The 16,479-nt window shown below is 60.3% G+C and carries 12 protein-coding genes; 5 read left to right on the plus strand and 7 right to left on the minus strand.

Annotation, left to right across the window (positions count from 1 at the left end; genetic code table 11):
- Positions 1-54 precede the first annotated feature (54 nt).
- Positions 55-1,035 carry a DMT family transporter gene (locus tag PH551_RS02825; protein WP_285191782.1) on the plus strand — a complete coding sequence of 327 codons (981 nt, stop codon included), beginning with the start codon at positions 55-57 and terminating at the stop codon, positions 1,033-1,035.
- 1,821 nt (positions 1,036-2,856) lie between these two features.
- Here PH551_RS02825 and PH551_RS02830 read toward each other — a convergent pair.
- From PH551_RS02830 to dinB, 3 genes are read right to left on the minus strand one after another with little or no spacing between them, the layout of a single operon-like run.
- On the minus strand, positions 2,857-3,498 hold the full coding sequence (locus tag PH551_RS02830) for a 2'-5' RNA ligase family protein (protein WP_350223841.1): 642 nt from the start codon (positions 3,496-3,498) through the stop codon (positions 2,857-2,859).
- Complete coding sequence (locus PH551_RS02835; RefSeq protein ID WP_285191784.1) at positions 3,407-4,156, minus strand: exonuclease domain-containing protein; 750 nt, start codon at positions 4,154-4,156, stop codon at positions 3,407-3,409. The genes PH551_RS02830 and PH551_RS02835 overlap by 92 nt, the downstream gene beginning before the upstream one ends.
- A gap of 38 nt (positions 4,157-4,194) precedes the next feature.
- Positions 4,195-5,295 carry a DNA polymerase IV gene (dinB, locus tag PH551_RS02840; protein WP_285191785.1) on the minus strand — a complete coding sequence of 367 codons (1,101 nt, stop codon included), beginning with the start codon at positions 5,293-5,295 and terminating at the stop codon, positions 4,195-4,197.
- 153 nt (positions 5,296-5,448) lie between these two features.
- On the opposite strand from dinB, the gene PH551_RS02845 reads away from it, so the two are divergent.
- The 4 genes from PH551_RS02845 to PH551_RS02860 all read left to right on the plus strand — a co-directional run bounded on the left by PH551_RS02845 (position 5,449) and on the right by PH551_RS02860 (position 11,592).
- A complete protein-coding gene (locus PH551_RS02845; RefSeq protein ID WP_285191786.1) occupies positions 5,449-5,757 on the plus strand; it encodes a hypothetical protein in 309 nt (102 codons plus the stop codon).
- A 375-nt stretch (positions 5,758-6,132) separates the two neighbouring features.
- On the plus strand, positions 6,133-6,894 hold the full coding sequence (locus PH551_RS02850) for an ImuA family protein (RefSeq protein ID WP_285191787.1): 762 nt from the start codon (positions 6,133-6,135) through the stop codon (positions 6,892-6,894).
- Positions 6,815-8,329, plus strand: a complete 1,515-nt coding sequence (locus PH551_RS02855) for a Y-family DNA polymerase (protein ID WP_285191788.1) — start codon at positions 6,815-6,817, stop codon at positions 8,327-8,329. The genes PH551_RS02850 and PH551_RS02855 overlap by 80 nt, the downstream gene beginning before the upstream one ends.
- Positions 8,329-11,592 carry an error-prone DNA polymerase gene (locus PH551_RS02860; RefSeq protein ID WP_285192121.1) on the plus strand — a complete coding sequence of 1,088 codons (3,264 nt, stop codon included), beginning with the start codon at positions 8,329-8,331 and terminating at the stop codon, positions 11,590-11,592. The genes PH551_RS02855 and PH551_RS02860 overlap by 1 nt, the downstream gene beginning before the upstream one ends.
- 139 nt (positions 11,593-11,731) lie before the next feature.
- Here PH551_RS02860 and PH551_RS33015 read toward each other — a convergent pair whose 3' ends face one another.
- From PH551_RS33015 to PH551_RS02875, 4 genes are all read right to left on the minus strand, one after another.
- Positions 11,732-13,039, minus strand: coding sequence for a hypothetical protein (locus PH551_RS33015; protein ID WP_483315402.1), 1,308 nt, complete (start codon positions 13,037-13,039; stop codon positions 11,732-11,734).
- Positions 13,000-14,457 carry an ATP-binding protein gene (locus PH551_RS33020; RefSeq protein WP_483315403.1) on the minus strand — a complete coding sequence of 486 codons (1,458 nt, stop codon included), beginning with the start codon at positions 14,455-14,457 and terminating at the stop codon, positions 13,000-13,002. Before PH551_RS33020 ends, PH551_RS33015 begins: the two co-directional genes overlap by 40 nt.
- A 96-nt stretch (positions 14,458-14,553) precedes the next feature.
- Positions 14,554-14,961: an Ohr family peroxiredoxin gene (locus PH551_RS02870; protein WP_285191789.1), complete on the minus strand. Its 408-nt coding sequence runs from the start codon at positions 14,959-14,961 to the stop codon at positions 14,554-14,556.
- 53 nt (positions 14,962-15,014) lie between these two features.
- The gene (locus PH551_RS02875) at positions 15,015-16,322 is read right to left on the minus strand and encodes an epoxide hydrolase family protein (RefSeq protein ID WP_285191790.1); all 1,308 of its coding nucleotides are present in this window, start codon (positions 16,320-16,322) and stop codon (positions 15,015-15,017) included.
- Between the last annotated feature and the right edge of the window lie 157 nt (positions 16,323-16,479).

Below are 16,479 nucleotides of genomic sequence, written 5' to 3' on the forward strand. Positions count from 1 at the left end.
CCAGGTTGTAACGGGGTAAATAATGTTTACTCGTTACAGAGCAAGGGCCCTTCTATGTCTCCTCGCAAGAACGTGATCAAGTTCCTCATTCTTTGCCTCGTTTGGGGTCTGACGTGGATTGCCGTCAAGACCGGGATCGAAACCGTGCCGCCGATGATGTTCGCGGCGACCAGGTTTCTTTGCGCCGGCCTGCTGCTCTTAGGGTGGTCGCTGCGCTCCCGCCGAATTTCATTTGCGGCCAATAGAGATTTCGGCCGGCTTGTGATCGCGAGCCTGCTGATGATCACACTCTGCTACGGTCCGCTGTTTTGGGGTATGCAGTTCGTTGCATCCGGGACAGCCGCCGTGATCGAAATGTCGCTGACGCCCCTGGCTCTTCTCGGTTTCGGAATATTGCTCGGCGAGGAACGCTGGAGTGGCGCCCGCGCTCTTGCCATGATCATCGGTATGATCGGCCTCTCATTCCTGTTTTCGCCGTCAATCGAAATGACCAGCCTCTCAGGCTCCGCCGCGATCGTCGGACTTCTTGCGATTAGCTGGAGTGCAGTATCGTCGGCATGGGGATCGGTCCTGGCCAAGCCGCTTATCACCCGCTACGGCAGCACCCTCGTGTCCGGCTGCACGACACTCATCGGAGGTGCAGGCCTGTTTTTGAGTTCACTGGCCTTCGAGCCGGAAGCAGCCGCAAGTCTGGTGACACCGTGGAATTGGCAGGCAGTCGCGGGTTGGCTGTTCCTCGTCCTCTTTGGATCGCTGATCGGTTACAGCATCTATCTGCAGCTTATTCGCGATATCGGGCCTGCCCGGGCGGGCAGCTTTGCATTCGTCTCACCCATCGTTGCTGTCGCCGTCGGCGTTATGATGGCTGGCGAGGCTTTGACCGCGGCGGGGATGTTCGGGATGATCCTGATGCTGCTGGCCGCTGCAATGTGTCTCTACGGGCATCAAGGTTCCTCGAAGGGCTCCCGATCCGACGATGTAGCGGCGGCCGACGGGTTCGCCCTTAGAAATCGCTGTCGAACTTCGATGCGATAGGCGGCAAAAAGAAGCGGGCCGCCCCACTAATAGCAAAGCGTGCGCAGCATTCCTTCATAATTCGGTTTGTTCCTGCAGTTTGGTTCGGCGGATGAATGCTGTCTCGGCTGATGGCTTGTCGGCATTGGGGCTTTCGAGCCCTCGGGCTCCTGGTTCGCGCACGCAGAAGAGATGACCGCGACAACTAGCGCAATAAAACGAAGCGGCTTCATCCTCGGTTCCTTCCCATTGGCCGGCGCCAAATCTCTCAAGCGACGCGTTCGCGCGGCAAGCCAAAAGCGAACGTGCCTTCAACTCTCGTTCAAATGTGCGCTTGCACAACGCCAATGTCGATAAGGCTAGGCTCGGCACAGTTCGTCCGCAAGCGTAACGCATCTTCTGTCTTCCGACGACGTTGATCGGCGAATAGCGAAGATGAAAATCATGCCTGACCAAACAGGGTCGAACCCCGAACTAGAAGGGGGCGTCCGTTCAGAGCGTTTACAGTGCCTGCAGCAAATCGACGACACGCGCCGATGGACGAGCTGCGCTTGAGCAACCGTCATCAATCCGACGTGTCGGCTAGCGTCAAACGCCCAAGTCGCAATTCGGCATGAACTCACAATTCAAATACTTAGAGGTAGTCAAAGCAGTGGCCCGCGCGGCTGGGCCTGATGACATTCATCGTGGAAACGCTGCGCAATTCCGACCGGCAAAAATACCGGCAAAATGATTGCTTAATTCGCTACCTAACGCTATGTTCCGAAAGACAAATCTAACGGCATTAAAAGCGGCAATCTATGGTCACCTTGGCGAGCATGGGACCAATGCTTCCTGAAAGCAGCAGAGAGCTGGAAGACGTCGCGATCGAACTGACCTCGGCGGCTAATCGCTTCGCCTCGCGGCTGCATCCCCTCATGCGGGCCTCAGTTGGTGATCTCGTCCGCTCGATGAACTTAGCCTTGCCGAGCTGGCCTCTGAGGTCTCGCGGCAGTCAGGCGAGACCGTCGTTTACAACGATCGTTCCGAGGCCGCTTATCGCGATTTGCTGACGGGCGCCGGGCTACCACTCGATCTAGCGGGCCTTCTCGCGGACGCCGACGTTGCGGCGTCACGCGGTGGACTTTTTGACGCGGAGGCGCGCTCGGCCGGCTGATTGGACGTCCGACCACGCTCTTGCATTGCATGGTCGGCGCAGCCTTGCGAGGCTGAGCCAGCGCCGGGACGACGTTAGCTTGCTGCGAGGCGCAGATAAAAAGGACTCGGTCGACTTCGCCGGATTGATCGCGCGGTCCGAGACGCGTAGACGGGCGGCGCCGAGCGGAACGTTCGTAAGGTGACGTCGCGGCCGAGTGAAGCGATCAGCCGCATGGCGCCTTCTTAGTCACCTCATTCACAAGTAGAGGATTATTCCGGAAAAATCGCGTGCCTATGCCGATTAGCATAAGAAGTGCCTCAGGAGACCAAGGCATTATGTCCTCGTGTGAAGCCACGGGTATGCACTCGCCGCATTGCTGTTCTGCACTGCAGGATCTGGCGCTCCTCCAAAGCGGCCGATACTGATGCTGTCAACGAAGCGATGCACCTCCTCCCGCTGAGCTTCGGGTTTCAGATGCTCCATTCCTCCTCCCAAGGGGCATCTGAGGGAACAGCGGCACTCCTCCTCCCAGTCGCTGTTCGGTTATTTTCGAAAAAGCCTGTCGCACCTCCTCCCGCGGCAGGCTTTTTCGTTTTGGCCTTTGGAGGAGTGACGGAAGGCAAAGCAAATCCGGACTTGTTACCAGCCGAAGATCTTGTCGGTTCGGTCCGAGGCGCCTCAAGCGTCCCGACAGTCATAATGAGCTAATCGACAAGCGGCACGGTGGCTTCGCTTGCCCAAGGGCCGTCGAGATATCTCCACAAATCGAGCCCCACGATGGTGATGTCATGGGCATGGAAAGTGCCAGAGAGTTCGCGATGAAGCCTGTTCGCTTCGGTGACGGAGGCTTTGTTTTGAATTGTGATGTGCGGCCGCCACGTCTGCATGTCCTGCGAGCCCAACCAGTGGACGAAATTGCCGCGCAGGATATGGCGGATCGCGTTCAGGTCGGGACTGCCAATCACGAAAGCAACGCCGGCTCCCAAATGGCGGATGCCGCTGACGCGGGCTGAGATCGCACGCGTCTCCTTCGCAACGGATTGAAGGCTTTCGACGATCCTATCAACATATTCGCCCGGCAGCCGGTGAAACATTGTCAGATGCGCCCGTAGGAAATTCCGCTCTGGCGGAAAATGTTTCTGGCGAAGCAGATCGAATGGAACGAGGTCATGCTCCGCAATTCGGGCCGTGAGTATCATCGGATGGCGTGTCTTCAAATTGGCGGTCCAGGCTGGCCAAGTAAAGTCAAATCGGTCACAGAAGTGTCTGCTGTGCAGGAGTGTCCGATCGGCGCGTTTCCGTTTCCCCTCGCCGCCGCAGCTCCGTCTCGGCGCTGAAGCGGACATCCGTATCGCGGTCGCTCAGGAAAGCAATGAGCGCCTCTGTGCTAAGACGATCCCAGCTCTTGCCCCGGTCCGGACCGGCCGGCACTCGTGGCAGCAGGCCGGGCTGAGAACTCCAAAGCAGAAGTTCATCCAGGGAAGCGGCATTTAGCTCGTCGCGCAGATGGTGGGCGGTGACATAGGCATCGGGCATGGCTCGATGGGCGGGAAGGCCGATCTCGTGGATCAAACCTTCCGGCCTTCGCAGATAACGGAGCATCTGGTTCGAAAACCTTGGCAGCTCCGGCCAGACACGCAATGCGCATTTCCAAGTACAGATCCATGGAGTACCAGCGGCCAGTCTCGGCGTGCAATAGCGTTGCTCGAACGCGGCGCGGTGGGCGGCAAGGGCGACGATTGGGTGCGGTGGCCGCAAGATGCTTGGCGCTGCTTCTTTCCAGAGTGGCGCCCCAGTAACCTCCCAATCCTGGATATGATGTATTGCCATCGTGTCGGGCGAAATCGGCTTTCCAGGATTGACCAGAAGCGCGCCGCGCTCCCCAGAAACTTCCCACCCGCCATCCTCGCCTTGAACGACGTCCTGCCACCCGATCTCGCAGACATCGCTCGGCCCGCTGCCAGCGGTTTCCAGGTCGATAACTCGAATACAGGATGGGAACATTGCGGCTTTGACCCTTGATCTGCTCCAGCTTCCTCTAATCAAAAACCCAAGCCGAGCTGCGGTTGTTCCTCGCTTTCGGCCGCCTTCTTGTCATTGGTGAGCGACGACAGTGTCACGCCAAGGAGCCGGACCGGGAGCTTGAACGGATAGACACCCGCCAGCAGGGCATTGGCGGCAGCGAGAATATCGCCGACACCTGCATAAGGGAGGGCAGTTCTCCTGCTCCGCGTCGCTTGGGTGAAATCGGAGTACTTTATCTTCACAGTCACCGTCTTGCCGCTGAAGCCCTTGGCCTGGCAGTAGGACCAGACCTTTTCCGCAAGTGGCCGGAGTTCGTTTGTCGCAAGGTCAAGGTCGCTGATATCGACCGCAAATGTGTCCTCGGCGCCGACCGACTTCCGCACTCGGTCCGGCTGGACCTGCCGCTCATCGATGCCCCGTGCAATGCCATAGAAGTACGGCCCAGACTTCCCGAAATGCTCGACGAGAAACTGTAGGGACTTTGCCCTCAGATCCGCACCGGTCTCGATACCCAGGCGGAGCATCTTCTCCGCTGTGGCCGGGCCGACGCCATGGAATTTCTTGACCGCCAGCTGCTCGACGAAAGCTGGCCCGTTCTTCGGCGTGATGACTGCTTGGCCATTGGGCTTGTTGAGGTCGGACGCCATCTTGGCGAGGAACTTGTTGTAAGAGATACCGGCGGAAGCATTCAGTCCGGTGACCGCCTTGATCTTGGCACGGATTTCCAGCGCGATCTCGGTGGCGATCGACATGCCCTTGAGGTTTTCGGTGACGTCGAGATAGGCCTCGTCGAGCGACAAAGGTTCGATCAGCGGCGTGTATTCCGCAAAGATATCGCGGATCTGCTGGGAGACGGCGCGATAGACCTCGAACCTCGGGTTCACGAAAATCAGGTCAGGACACTTTCGAGCTGCCGTGACCGAGGACATGGCTGAGCGCACACCAAACTCGCGGGCTTCGTAGCTTGCTGCTGCAACGACGCCCCGGGCGGCCGCTCCGCCAACAGCCAAGGGTTTGCCACGCAGTTCCGGATTGTCGCGCTGCTCGACAGACGCGTAGAAGGCATCCATGTCCACATGAATGATTTTTCTGACGGTTGAGACGGCGGTGAGATCCATGGCATTTGGTGTCACTGGCGAAAACGAAACAGGAACATAGCAGCTGCCGACGACGCATCCAAGTCCTCACCCGCATCTCCTGCATCTGCCGAGGGAAACTCCTCGCTTCTTCAGGCGTTTGATCGATAACCCTAGCGAAGTGGAGATTGACCTATGGCCGAAGACAGCACCACGACCATCACAGCAGTTTTCGAAACGCGTGTGACTGCCGACCTTGCGGTGGAACATCTCGTCCAGCAGCATGGCATTGCCCGACCGGACATCTTCGTCCAGTCGGCCTCCGCGAAGAATACCGCCGGCTCTGCTCCCTCCGGCGGGGACGCCTCTCATGATGGTAGTGCGCGCAGCGATGCTCCGCTTGAAGGAGAGATCGAAGTTTCCGTCGATATCAATTCCAGCATGATCCCCGCGGTTCAGCGGACGTTCGGTGACGTTGGCGCGATCCGGGTTTCCGGACGCTGATCTCTAGCGTTTTGAGCCGTCACCATCCGTTCCCCCCGGCCCTGCATCGGTCGCATTCTGTCGACGCCACGTTCGCGGTCGATCCAGCGCATGACGGGTGTGACCGCAATTCCATGGGCGACGACGGAGATGGCTTGTCATGAAGACCGGCGCCCACAGGCTTTCAACCTGGATCCAGCCGGCGAGCTCCTGTCGCGTCATGCGAAAAAATTCCCATTCCTGCCATCAAATTGAATCCCTTCGCGGATTTCTTCGATGGCCACTCTCGCGCAACTTCCACGCGCCACATGCGCATTGACTCATTTCCGCTTTGAGAACAAATAAAGAACGCAGTTCACCATCTCAAGCCGAAAACGGGTTGCCGTAAAGGAGATCATGACCATAGCCGTCGCCACTTCGAACGTCGTTCTCGACGAGTTGCGCGAGAAAATCGCCAGCCTGGAAGGGAGCGGTCTGCGCAATCGCACAGTCCTGCCGTTCGGCGTCGGCGAGATTGATGCGCAGCTGCCGGGCGGTGGCCTCACTTCTGGGGCATTGCATGAGGTGGCTGGCGGCGGCAATGGCGCGATTGACGGGGCTGCTGCTGCCCTCTTCATCGGCGGCATCGCTGCCCGCACCACCGGCAAGGTTGTCTGGTGCCTGACGCGCTTTGATCTCTTCTTTCCCGCACTCGCCCAGGTGGGGCTTCATCCGGACCGCGTTATATTCGTTGAGTGCGACAAGGAAGAGACGGTGCTCGCAAGCTTCGAGGAGGCGCTGCGCTATGGCGGGCTTGGCGCGGTCGTTGCCGAACTGGTGCGCCTGCCGATGACAGCCTCACGCCGGCTGCAGTTGGCGGCTGAAAAGTCTGGCACGCTGGGCCTGGTGATCCGGCGCTGGCGGCGCCAGACGGAAGCTTCTGACTTCGGCATGCCGACGGCGGCCGCAACGCGCTGGCGGATCTCGGTACTGCCCTCCGAGCCGCTGCCGGTTTCAGGCGTCGGTCGGGCCCGCTGGTTGGCGGAACTGATGCGGGTGAGAGCAGGAGAGGGAGGCGAATTCGTTATCGGAGCATGTGATGGCCAGGGTCGTATCTGTCTTTCTTCCGACACTGCCAACCGACCGGATCAGACGAGCCGATCCTTCGCTATCGGTTGAAACACCGCTGGTGATCGTCGCCAGAAGCGGTTCGAAGCGCTGGATTGCGGCGGCCGACCAGGCAGCAATCAAGCTCGGCCTTCGTGTCGGCATGCCGGCCGCCAAGGCGCGGGCCCTGATCCACGGACTGATGATGATCGATGCCGATCCGGCGGCGGATTTGGCCACCCTCGAACGGCTGGCGCTCTGGGCCTTGTCGCAATATTCTCCTGTGGTCGCCATGGATCCTCCTGACGGTATCGTCATGGATACGGAAGGCGCCGACCATCTGCAGGGTGGCGAGGAGCTGATGCTCTCCGGTCTCGTCAACCGCTTCCGCGGGAGGGGTCTTTCAGCGCGAGCGGCGATCGCCGACACCTGGGGTGCGGCGCATGCGCTCGCTCGGTCCACCGGTCGAGAGACTGTTATCGTCCCGCGCGGAGCGACCCCCAAGGCTGTGAATCGTTTGCCGCTGTCGTCGCTGCGGCTGCCGGCCGAAATCGTTGCAAGTCTCAGCACTCTCGGCTTTGCCACTGTCGGCGATCTCGCCGCCACGCCGAGGGCGCCGCTGACGCTACGCTTCGGCCCGGAGGTGGGACGGCGACTCGACCAGATGTTCGGCCGCCTCGCCGAGCCGATCGATCCAATCCGCCCGGCTGATATCGTTGAGGTCCAAAAATCCTTTGCCGAACCGATCGGCGCACCGGAGACGATTGAGAAATACATCAACCGCCTGGTGCGGCAGCTCTGTCAGGCGCTCGAGAAGCGGGGACTTGGTGTGCGGCGCGTCGACCTCATCGTCCAGCGCGTCGACAATACGCTTCAGTCGCTCCGGGCAGGTACGGCCAAACCTGTCCGCGATATCGCCTGGCTCACGAAACTCTTCCGCGATCGCATCGAGAGGATCGAGCCCGGCTTCGGCATCGAGAAGCTGAGCCTGGCGGCCGTCATCGCCGAGCCGCTCGTCGAAGTGCAGTCGGCCTCCTCGCTGATCGAAGAGCAGGTGACCGACGTGACGCCGCTGATCGATGTGCTTGGCAACCGCGGCGGCCAGCGGATTTTCCGAGTCGCACCGGTGGCAAGCGACGTCCCGGAGCGCAGTGTCCAGCGGATCGCGCCGACGGCTGACGAAATCGGCACCACCTGGCCGCTCCACTGGCCGCGGCCGGCGCGGCTTCTGGCCCATCCTGAATTGATCGAGGTGATCGCGCTTCTGCCCGATCATCCGCCGGTCTCCTTTACGTGGCGCGGCAAGCGGCGCCGGGTGAAGCGCGCAGACGGGCCGGAGCGGATTTTTGGCGAATGGTGGCAGCGCAGCTCCGAGTGGATCGCCGTTCGCGATTACTTCGTCATCGAGGATGATACCGGCGAACGCTTCTGGATCTTTCGTTCCGGCGATGGCGTCGACGAGGACACCGGATCGCACAAATGGTTCCTGCATGGGGTGTTTGCCTGATGCGCTACGCCGAACTCCAGGTGACAACGCATTTTTCCTTCCTCCGCGGCGCGAGCTCGGCAGACGAGCTGTTCGCCACCGCCAAGCTCATGGGCATTGAAGCGCTGGGCATTGTCGATCGTAACAGCCTGGCCGGCATCGTCCGGGCGCTGGAGGCGTCGCGCGCCACCGGCCTCCGGCTCGTTGTCGGCTGCCGGCTCGACCTGGCCGACGGCATGTCGATCCTGGTTTATCCCACCGATCGCGCCGCCTATTCGCGGCTGACGCGGTTGCTGACGTTGGGCAAGAGCCGCGGCGGGAAGGCCAATTGCATCCTGCATCTCGATGATGTCGCGCTCTATGCCGAAGGGCTGATCGGCATCCTCGTGCCTGGGATGCCGGACGACACCTCTGCCGTGCAGCTCAGGAGGATGGCCGAGGTTTTTGGCGACCGCGCCTATGTCTCCCTCTGTCTCCGTCGGCGCCCGAACGATCAGCTGCGGCTGCATGCGCTGTCGAACCTGGCCGTCAAGCACCGGGTGAAGACCGTCGTCACCAATGACGTGCTGTTTCATGAGCCCGGCCGGCGGCAGCTGCAGGATACAGTCACCTGCATTCGGAACGGCACCACCATCGATGACGTCGGTTTCGAGCGCGAGCGGCATGCCGACCGATATCTGAAGCCGCCGGAAGAAATGGCGCGTCTGTTTCCCCGATACCCGGAAGCCCTGGCGCGCACGATGGAAATCGTCGAGCGCTGCAGATTCTCGCTCGAGGAGCTGGTCTATCAATATCCGGAGGAAGCGCTGATCCCGGGCCTGACGGCCCAGCAGTCACTGGAGCATTATACCTGGGAAGGCGTCAGGACGCGCTATCCCGAAGGTCTGCCGACGCATGTCGAAAAGGCCATCCGCCACGAGCTCGCTCTCATCGAGACGATGGAATACGCCCCCTATTTTTTGACGGTGTTCTCGATCGTCCGTTATGCCCGGTCGCAGGGCATTCTCTGCCAGGGCAGGGGATCGGCCGCCAATTCCGCCGTCTGCTATGTGCTCGGCATCACCTCGATCGATCCCGAGACCAACGATCTCCTCTTCGAGCGCTTTGTCAGCCAAGAACGCGACGAGCCGCCCGATATCGATGTCGACTTCGAACACGAACGGCGGGAGGAGGTCATTCAGTGGATCTACAAGACCTACGGCCACGACAAGGCGGCGCTTTGCTCCACTGTCACGCGCTATCGCGCCAAGGGCGCTATCCGCGATGTCGGCAAGGCGCTGGGCCTGCCCGAGGACCTGATCAAAGCTCTCTCCTCCGGCATCTGGTCGTGGTCGGAGGCGGTCGGAGAGCGGCAGGTACGCGATCTCGGCCTCAATCCGGAGGACCGACGTCTCGCTCTGACCCTCAGGCTTGCCCAGCAGCTGATGGGCGCACCACGGCATCTCGGTCAGCATCCGGGCGGGTTCGTCCTCACCCATGACAGGCTCGATCATCTCGTACCGATCGAACCGGCGGCGATGGTCGACCGCCAGGTGATTGAGTGGGACAAGGATGACGTCGAAGCGCTCAAAATGATGAAGGTCGACGTGCTCGCACTCGGCATGCTGACATGCATGGCAAAGGCTTTCGCCCTGATCCATGAGCACAAGCACCAGGATCTCGACCTTGCCACCATTCCGCAGGAGGATTCGGGGACCTATGCGATGATCCGCAAGGCGGACACGCTTGGGACGTTTCAGATCGAATCCCGAGCTCAGATGTCCATGCTGCCGCGCATGAAGCCGCGGACCTTCTACGATCTCGTCATCCAGGTGGCAATCGTCCGCCCCGGGCCGATTCAGGGGGACATGGTGCACCCCTATCTCCGCCGGCGGGAAGGCAAGGAGAAGGTCGAATATCCGACACCTGAACTGGAGGCGGTCCTTCATAAAACCCTCGGCGTGCCGCTGTTTCAGGAGTCTGCGATGAAGGTAGCGATGGTCTGTGCTGGGTTCACCGGTGGCGAGGCCGACCAGCTCAGGAAATCCATGGCGACCTTCAAGTTCACGGGTGGTGTCTCACGCTTCAAGGACAAGCTGGTCACGGGGATGATCCGGAACGGCTACACGCCTGAATTCGCCGAGAAGACATTCAGCCAACTTGAAGGCTTCGGCTCCTACGGTTTCCCGGAAAGCCATGCCGCATCCTTCGCACTCATCGCTTATGCCTCCAATTATGTGAAATGCCATTTCCCTGATGTCTTCTGTGCGGCGCTTCTGAACTCGCAGCCGATGGGTTTCTATGCCCCGGCCCAGATCGTCCGCGATGCCCGCGAGCATGGGGTCGACGTCCGTCCCGTCTGCGTTAACCGCTCGCGCTGGGACTGCACGTTGGAGCCGATCAAGGGCAGCGACCGCCATGCGGTGCGGCTCGGCATGCGGCTGGTGCGCGGGTTGGCAACAGCCGATGCGGCGCGCATCGTCGCTGCCCGCGCCGATGAACCCTTCGCCTCGGTCGATGACGTGTGGCGGCGATCCGGCGTGCCGGTCGCCTCGCTGGTCGAGCTCGCCGAAGCCGATGCCCTTTTGCCGTCACTGTGCCTCGAGCGCCGTGATGCGCTTTGGGCGATCAAGGCACTGCGCGACCAACCGCTGCCGCTGTTCACCGCCGCGGCGGAACGGGACGCGCGGGCGGTTGCCGAGCAGCAGGAGCCGGAAGTCCAACTGCGGCAGATGACCGACGGCCACAACGTCGTCGAGGACTACAGCCATACCGGCCTGACGCTCCGGCCGCATCCGTTGAGATTCCTGCGGGCCGACCTGGCCAAACGCCGGATCGTCACCTGTGCGCAGGCGATGACGGCGCGCGACGGACAATGGCTGATGGCTGCCGGCCTGGTGCTGGTGCGCCAGCGGCCAGGTTCGGCCAAGGGCGTGATGTTCATCACCATCGAGGACGAAACCGGCATTGCCAATGTCGTCGTCTGGCCAAAGCTCTTCGAGCGGTCGCGACGGGTGGTGCTCGGCGCCAGCATGATGGCGATCAACGGCAAGATACAGCGGGAAGGGGAGGTGGTTCACCTCGTCGCCCAGCAGCTCTTCGATCTCTCGGCCGACCTGTCGGGGCTTGCCGGGCGTGACGGATCGTTTCATCCGCCGACCGGCCGCGGCGACGAGTTCGCTCATGGTTCGCCCGGCAGCCCGGATTCGCGTGAAAAGGCGCCGCCCGGCGTCCGGGCGAGGGATATGTTCGTGCCAGATCTTCATATCGATACGCTGAAGATCAAGAGCCGGAATTTTCAGTGATGCTGAGGCTGGACGACTAGTTCTGCGGTTGCAATCTGTTCAAGGCGAAGGATGGGAACGAGCGTCTTAATTGGGCCGAAAGCAGCCGTTAGCTGTTAGCTGCCACACCGGAGTTCCAACGGAAGAGGGTGATGGATGGCTATTGAAGCGAGGCTCGGGCCAGTAGCTCTTCGGCCACCTTTAGGTCGATGGTATTGCGGCCTTCGGTAAACTTGTTGATGACGGGCTGAAGGATCGCAACGGCTTCCACCTTATTTCCGTATTCCATCTCAAGTGCGGCGAGATCGCACGAAGCTCGCAATTCCCATCCGCGCGCACCCATCTTTCGACTTGCATGAATGGCTCCTGCGATGGAGGTGCGCGCCTCATCCGAAGAGGGATTATTTCGCAGAAGGGTACCCTTCATGCGCAGAAGCTCTGGGCTATAACAGAAGTCTCCATTGGTTTGGACCGATTGGATGGCCTTGTCGACGCGCTCCAAGCCTTCCTCGACCTTGCCCAACGCAGCTAATCCCTTGATCAGCGAGAGTTCTAACATAGTGGTAAAGACTTCATATGTTGACCCATGGAGCCTTTCGATACAGCGACGGATGATATCGACGCCACCGTCGGGATCGCCCCGGCGGATCGCGACTTCTCCTTCGAATCCTCTAGCGACCGACACGTACGGCGACAGGGAATGCAGCCCAGCCCGGGAAATTAGCCAATCTATGTACTCCTGCGCGCTCGCCAGGTCGCCCCGCCAGAGGAATACCGCGATACCCCCGAGTAGCGCGATACAGAGGGTTAGCGAATGGTCCGCGGCTGCAGCCTCCTTTATTGTCTGCCGCGCCATGGATTCGGCTCGGTCAGGAAGGCCCTGCAGCCAAAGGTTTCTCGCTAGGATGCCGCCTGCTAGCCCGCGACCCCGGAAGCCGACATAGCTCCCGGGTGCCCGGCTTGGGAGTGGATCGACCGACAACGAGGCCTCCAGCTCCAGCTTTGCTTTACCGATTTCACCGCTGAAATGCAGCGAGTTGCCGAGAAAGAAGTGCCCAAGTGAAATGGCCGAAGGCTCGTCGGTTGCCTCAGCGACAGATGAACAGCGATAGGCACACTGTAGCGCCGATTTAAAATCTCCCGTTCGGAGGTAAAACATGTTCAATGGTCCAAGAACCTTTAGCTGATCGACCGCATCTCCGCGTCTTTCGGCTATTTCGAGGCTCCTGGTGAGGGGAGGAAGCGTGTCACGACCGCCGCGAAGATACATGCGGGAGATGCCGCGGCCAGCCTGAAGATGCATCTCCTCACGGGTTTCCTCATGGTTGTCGCCCATTGCAGAAAGGGCGCGCTCGGACCAGCGCTCGCATTCGGGAAAGAGCGACATCGCCTGAAATACGGGAACTGCCGCAGCGGCGAGACTGATGCCTATGTCGGCGTTGCCGTTGTCGCCGAACGCCCATTCCAAGGCTGCCCGGACGTTGTTGATGCCGAGGAAATACGGCAGTCGCTCGGGCCCGTTCGAGAGCGTTGGCCAATCCGGACCGAACTGCTCCAACCAACGCCGGTAGTATGCCGCGTGACTCGCCGCCAGCTCGGCGCGATGAGTGCAGGTCGATCAAGGGAAGGTGTGGCGATCACCTCCCACGCGGCATCGAGCGTGAAATCGCCAACGAAGATTGACAGTCTTCGTAGAACGGTGCGTTCGAGTTCCGACAGCAGCCCGAAGCTCCAGTCGAGGGTTGCCTGCAACGTTTTCTGACGAGGCGGCGCGTTGCGTGAACCGACCCACGCTAAGGCAAGATGCTGATCAAGCAGGGCCGCCGTCTGGGAAAGTCCGTATGTCTCGACCCGCCTTGCGGCCAGCTCCAGCGCAAGTGCCATGCCGTCAAGCTTACGGCAGATTGCTGCAATGATAAGGGCGTCCTCGTTACTTGCTGCGAAGGCAGCCCCGCTCGCGGCGATGCGTTCGACGAACAGTTGGGAGGCGGGGTAGGAGAGGATGGCTTCGGCAGTGATGCCCGGCTCGTCTGGAGCGCAGGCCAATGTTTCAAGTTTGTAGATGCTTTCGCCTTCGATCCTAAGCGCTTCGCGGCTCGTGACGAGGATGCGTACCTGTGGCGCGGCGTCGATTATACTCGCCGCGAGGTCTGCCACGGTATCGACCACGTGTTCGCAGGTATCGAACACGAGAAGGATGCGCTTGTCACGAAGATAGGCCAGCAGGCTGGGACGCACGTCGTCGGAGCCGACCGGTATTCCGAGCATCGACGCGAGGGCCGGCGAAACGAGGTTTGGATCGCTTAACGTTCCAAAATCGGCAAGTACCGCGGCTCCATCGAACGCCGCCGCCAGATGATTGGCCAATGCAATCGCGACCGTGGTTTTGCCGACGCCTCCGCCTCCGACGATGGAAACCACCGGATACCTCGACAGCCGGTCCGAGAGGTCAAGAATATCACCGTCGCGCCCGACCATGCGTTCCAAACGGTGGGGAAGATTGGCATGCCTGAATTTTACGGCGTCATGACCGGGGGCCTGTGCAGGGGCCGAGCCTTTGATCGGTGCAACGAAGCAGTAGCCGCGGCCGGGGATCGTGGTGATGTAACGGGCCCCATCCTGCCCGTCGCCGAGCGCCTTGCGCAACCCGGTCATGTGGAAGCGCAGGTTGCCTTCCTCGACAACAACGTCCGGCCAAATCCGGGACATCAGCTCATGCTTGCTCAAAAGGGTGTTGGGAGCGCTCACAAGTGCGATCAAAAGGTCCAGCGCACGTGCACCAAGATCGACAGGAACTCCTTCTTTCGCAAGAAGGCGCTGATCCACATTCAGACAAAAGGGGCCGAAGGACAGCTCACCTGCCGCATCGCCTGTCGCCGGCGTCATTTCATCCCCTCTAATCACCCCACCGCGCCTCTTTATACTCCAACGCCTTCTTCGCTGCCATTGCGGCCCAACATTCGGTTTACCCACCCCGTGCACTCAGACGAGATTGTAAAAGGCATTGATGTTCCCGCGCGTCGCTCGGCAGTATGGACACTCAAGTCGAGCCGCTTCAATCAAACGCGATGCGATGTCGCGATCCAGTCCCGGGAGGTAGATATCGAGGCGGACACCGACGACATATCCCTGATCGTCCGACGATAAATCCACATCGGCATATATCCTGACGTCGGAATGGAGCATAACTCGCCTGAGGTCGGCGACATGTTTCAGCGAACTTGCGAAACTCGCGGACCAGGCAATCGCGACAAGCTGCTCCGGGTTCGTGCCCAGCCGATTGCCGGCAGGATTTGAAAGTCTAATGTCGAGAGCGCCGTCCGAGCTGCGCGCGAAGCCGTTCTCTCGGCTGCCAATTGTCTCTGTCCTGGCAGTATGCACATGTTGCATGATCGTACCCCGGTGAAGGAGGGAGGCGCGCGCATATGCACGCGCCGAACAGGTCAGCTAGCTTTGCGCAGGCTTCGCAACCCGGTCCGAACCTCGTCTGTGAAGAGCCTCGGCTGTTCCCAAGCTGCGAAATGCCCGCCCTTTGCCACCTTGTTGTAGTGGATGAGATTGGGGTAAGCGGCCTCAGCCCAGGTTCGGGGCGTTACGAACAACTCCTCCGGGAAGACACTCAACGCGACTGGTACTTTGATGCCCTTGGGCGAAAAGAAAGGAATCTTGTTCTCCCAATAGAGACGAGCGGCCGAAACACCCGTGTTCGTCAGCCAGAACAGCGTCACGTTGTCGAGCACGTCGTCGGGCGACAAACCCTCAGGTTGGCCATCAAAGGAGCGGGAGATCATCTCCAGGCTCCGTGCGTCGTGGTCGAGCATGAAGGTTGCAAGACCCATGGGCGAATCCGTCAATGCCACTAGGGTTTGTGGCCGTGTGCCCATTTCGAAGGCGTAGTAGACGTGCTTGTAGAAGAATGCGAGCTGTTCGTAGGTCGCCTTCTCCTCGTCAGACAGGCCTGCAGGAACTGGACGGCCGGCGAAAGCCGCCTGGTCGATCTCCGGAGGAACCGTCTCAGGGAAGTTCGTATGGATCCCGAGCAATTCCGGCGGAGCCTGCACGGCGATCTGATTGGTTACAATTCCACCCCAATCGCCTCCCTGTGCGGCAAACCGATCATAGCCGAGCCGCCGCATCAAGGTGATCCATGCGCTCGCAATACGCTCCGGACCCCAGCCGGTCGCTTCCGGCTTCCCGGAGAACCCGAAACCGGGCATCGACGGAATGACGACGTGGAAGGCGTCAGAGGCATCACCACCATAGGCAGTCGGGTCGGTCAGCGGCTCGATGATCTTCAGTTGCTCGACGATCGATCCAGGCCAGCCATGAGTGATGATGATCGGCATGGCATCCTGGTGCTTCGAGCGGACATGGATGAAATGAATATCCAGCCCATCGATTTCGGTGAGGAAGTTCGGATAGCTGTTGATCCGCGCCTCCACCTTCCGCCAGTCATACTTCGTCTGCCAATGCTGGAGGACCTGCTTGATCGTCTTGAGCGGCACGCCCTGCGAGAAGTCGTCGACCGTTTCCTTTTCAGGCAGCCGGGTGTGTACAAGCCGATAACGCAGATCATCAAGATCAGCTTCTGGAATGTCGACCCGGAACGGACGGATTGCTTCGGGATCGGTCGATGCAATTGAACGCTTAGGAAACGCGTTTGCGATAGCGAGTGCGGCGATGCCGGTCGCGGTGGCACCCAAAAGTCGGCGTCGATCCAGGTCGATAACTTCGGTTCTGGTGGTGGTCATGGTCTCTCTCCTCGAGAATTGCGGTTGAGAGTCTGCACCGTTGTGCTGCCCTAAAAACTACGCCGAGCCGCCCCGATGCTCACGTTAGGCGTTGTTAATCCTTGTTTGTTGGAGAGTGGCGGCAATCAACGTCTAACAACGACTAACGTGCGATTCT

The sequence above is a fragment of the Rhizobium atlanticum genome (assembly GCF_030182485.1).
Classification (GTDB): Bacteria; Pseudomonadota; Alphaproteobacteria; order Rhizobiales; family Rhizobiaceae; genus Rhizobium.

Coding starts and splice junctions, on each gene's coding strand:
- PH551_RS02825 (WP_285191782.1), top strand. CDS start 55: ATGTCTCCTCGCAAGAACGTGATCAAGTTCCTCATTCTTTGCCTCGTT.
- PH551_RS02830 (WP_350223841.1), bottom strand. CDS start 3,498: ATGTCCGCTTCAGCGCCGAGACGGAGCTGCGGCGGCGAGGGGAAACGG.
- PH551_RS02835 (WP_285191784.1), bottom strand. CDS start 4,156: ATGTTCCCATCCTGTATTCGAGTTATCGACCTGGAAACCGCTGGCAGC.
- dinB (WP_285191785.1), bottom strand. CDS start 5,295: ATGGATCTCACCGCCGTCTCAACCGTCAGAAAAATCATTCATGTGGAC.
- PH551_RS02845 (WP_285191786.1), top strand. CDS start 5,449: ATGGCCGAAGACAGCACCACGACCATCACAGCAGTTTTCGAAACGCGT.
- PH551_RS02850 (WP_285191787.1), top strand. CDS start 6,133: ATGACCATAGCCGTCGCCACTTCGAACGTCGTTCTCGACGAGTTGCGC.
- PH551_RS02855 (WP_285191788.1), top strand. CDS start 6,815: ATGGCCAGGGTCGTATCTGTCTTTCTTCCGACACTGCCAACCGACCGG.
- PH551_RS02860 (WP_285192121.1), top strand. CDS start 8,329: ATGCGCTACGCCGAACTCCAGGTGACAACGCATTTTTCCTTCCTCCGC.
- PH551_RS33020 (WP_483315403.1), bottom strand. CDS start 14,457: ATGACGCCGGCGACAGGCGATGCGGCAGGTGAGCTGTCCTTCGGCCCC.
- PH551_RS02870 (WP_285191789.1), bottom strand. CDS start 14,961: ATGCAACATGTGCATACTGCCAGGACAGAGACAATTGGCAGCCGAGAG.
- PH551_RS02875 (WP_285191790.1), bottom strand. CDS start 16,322: ATGACCACCACCAGAACCGAAGTTATCGACCTGGATCGACGCCGACTT.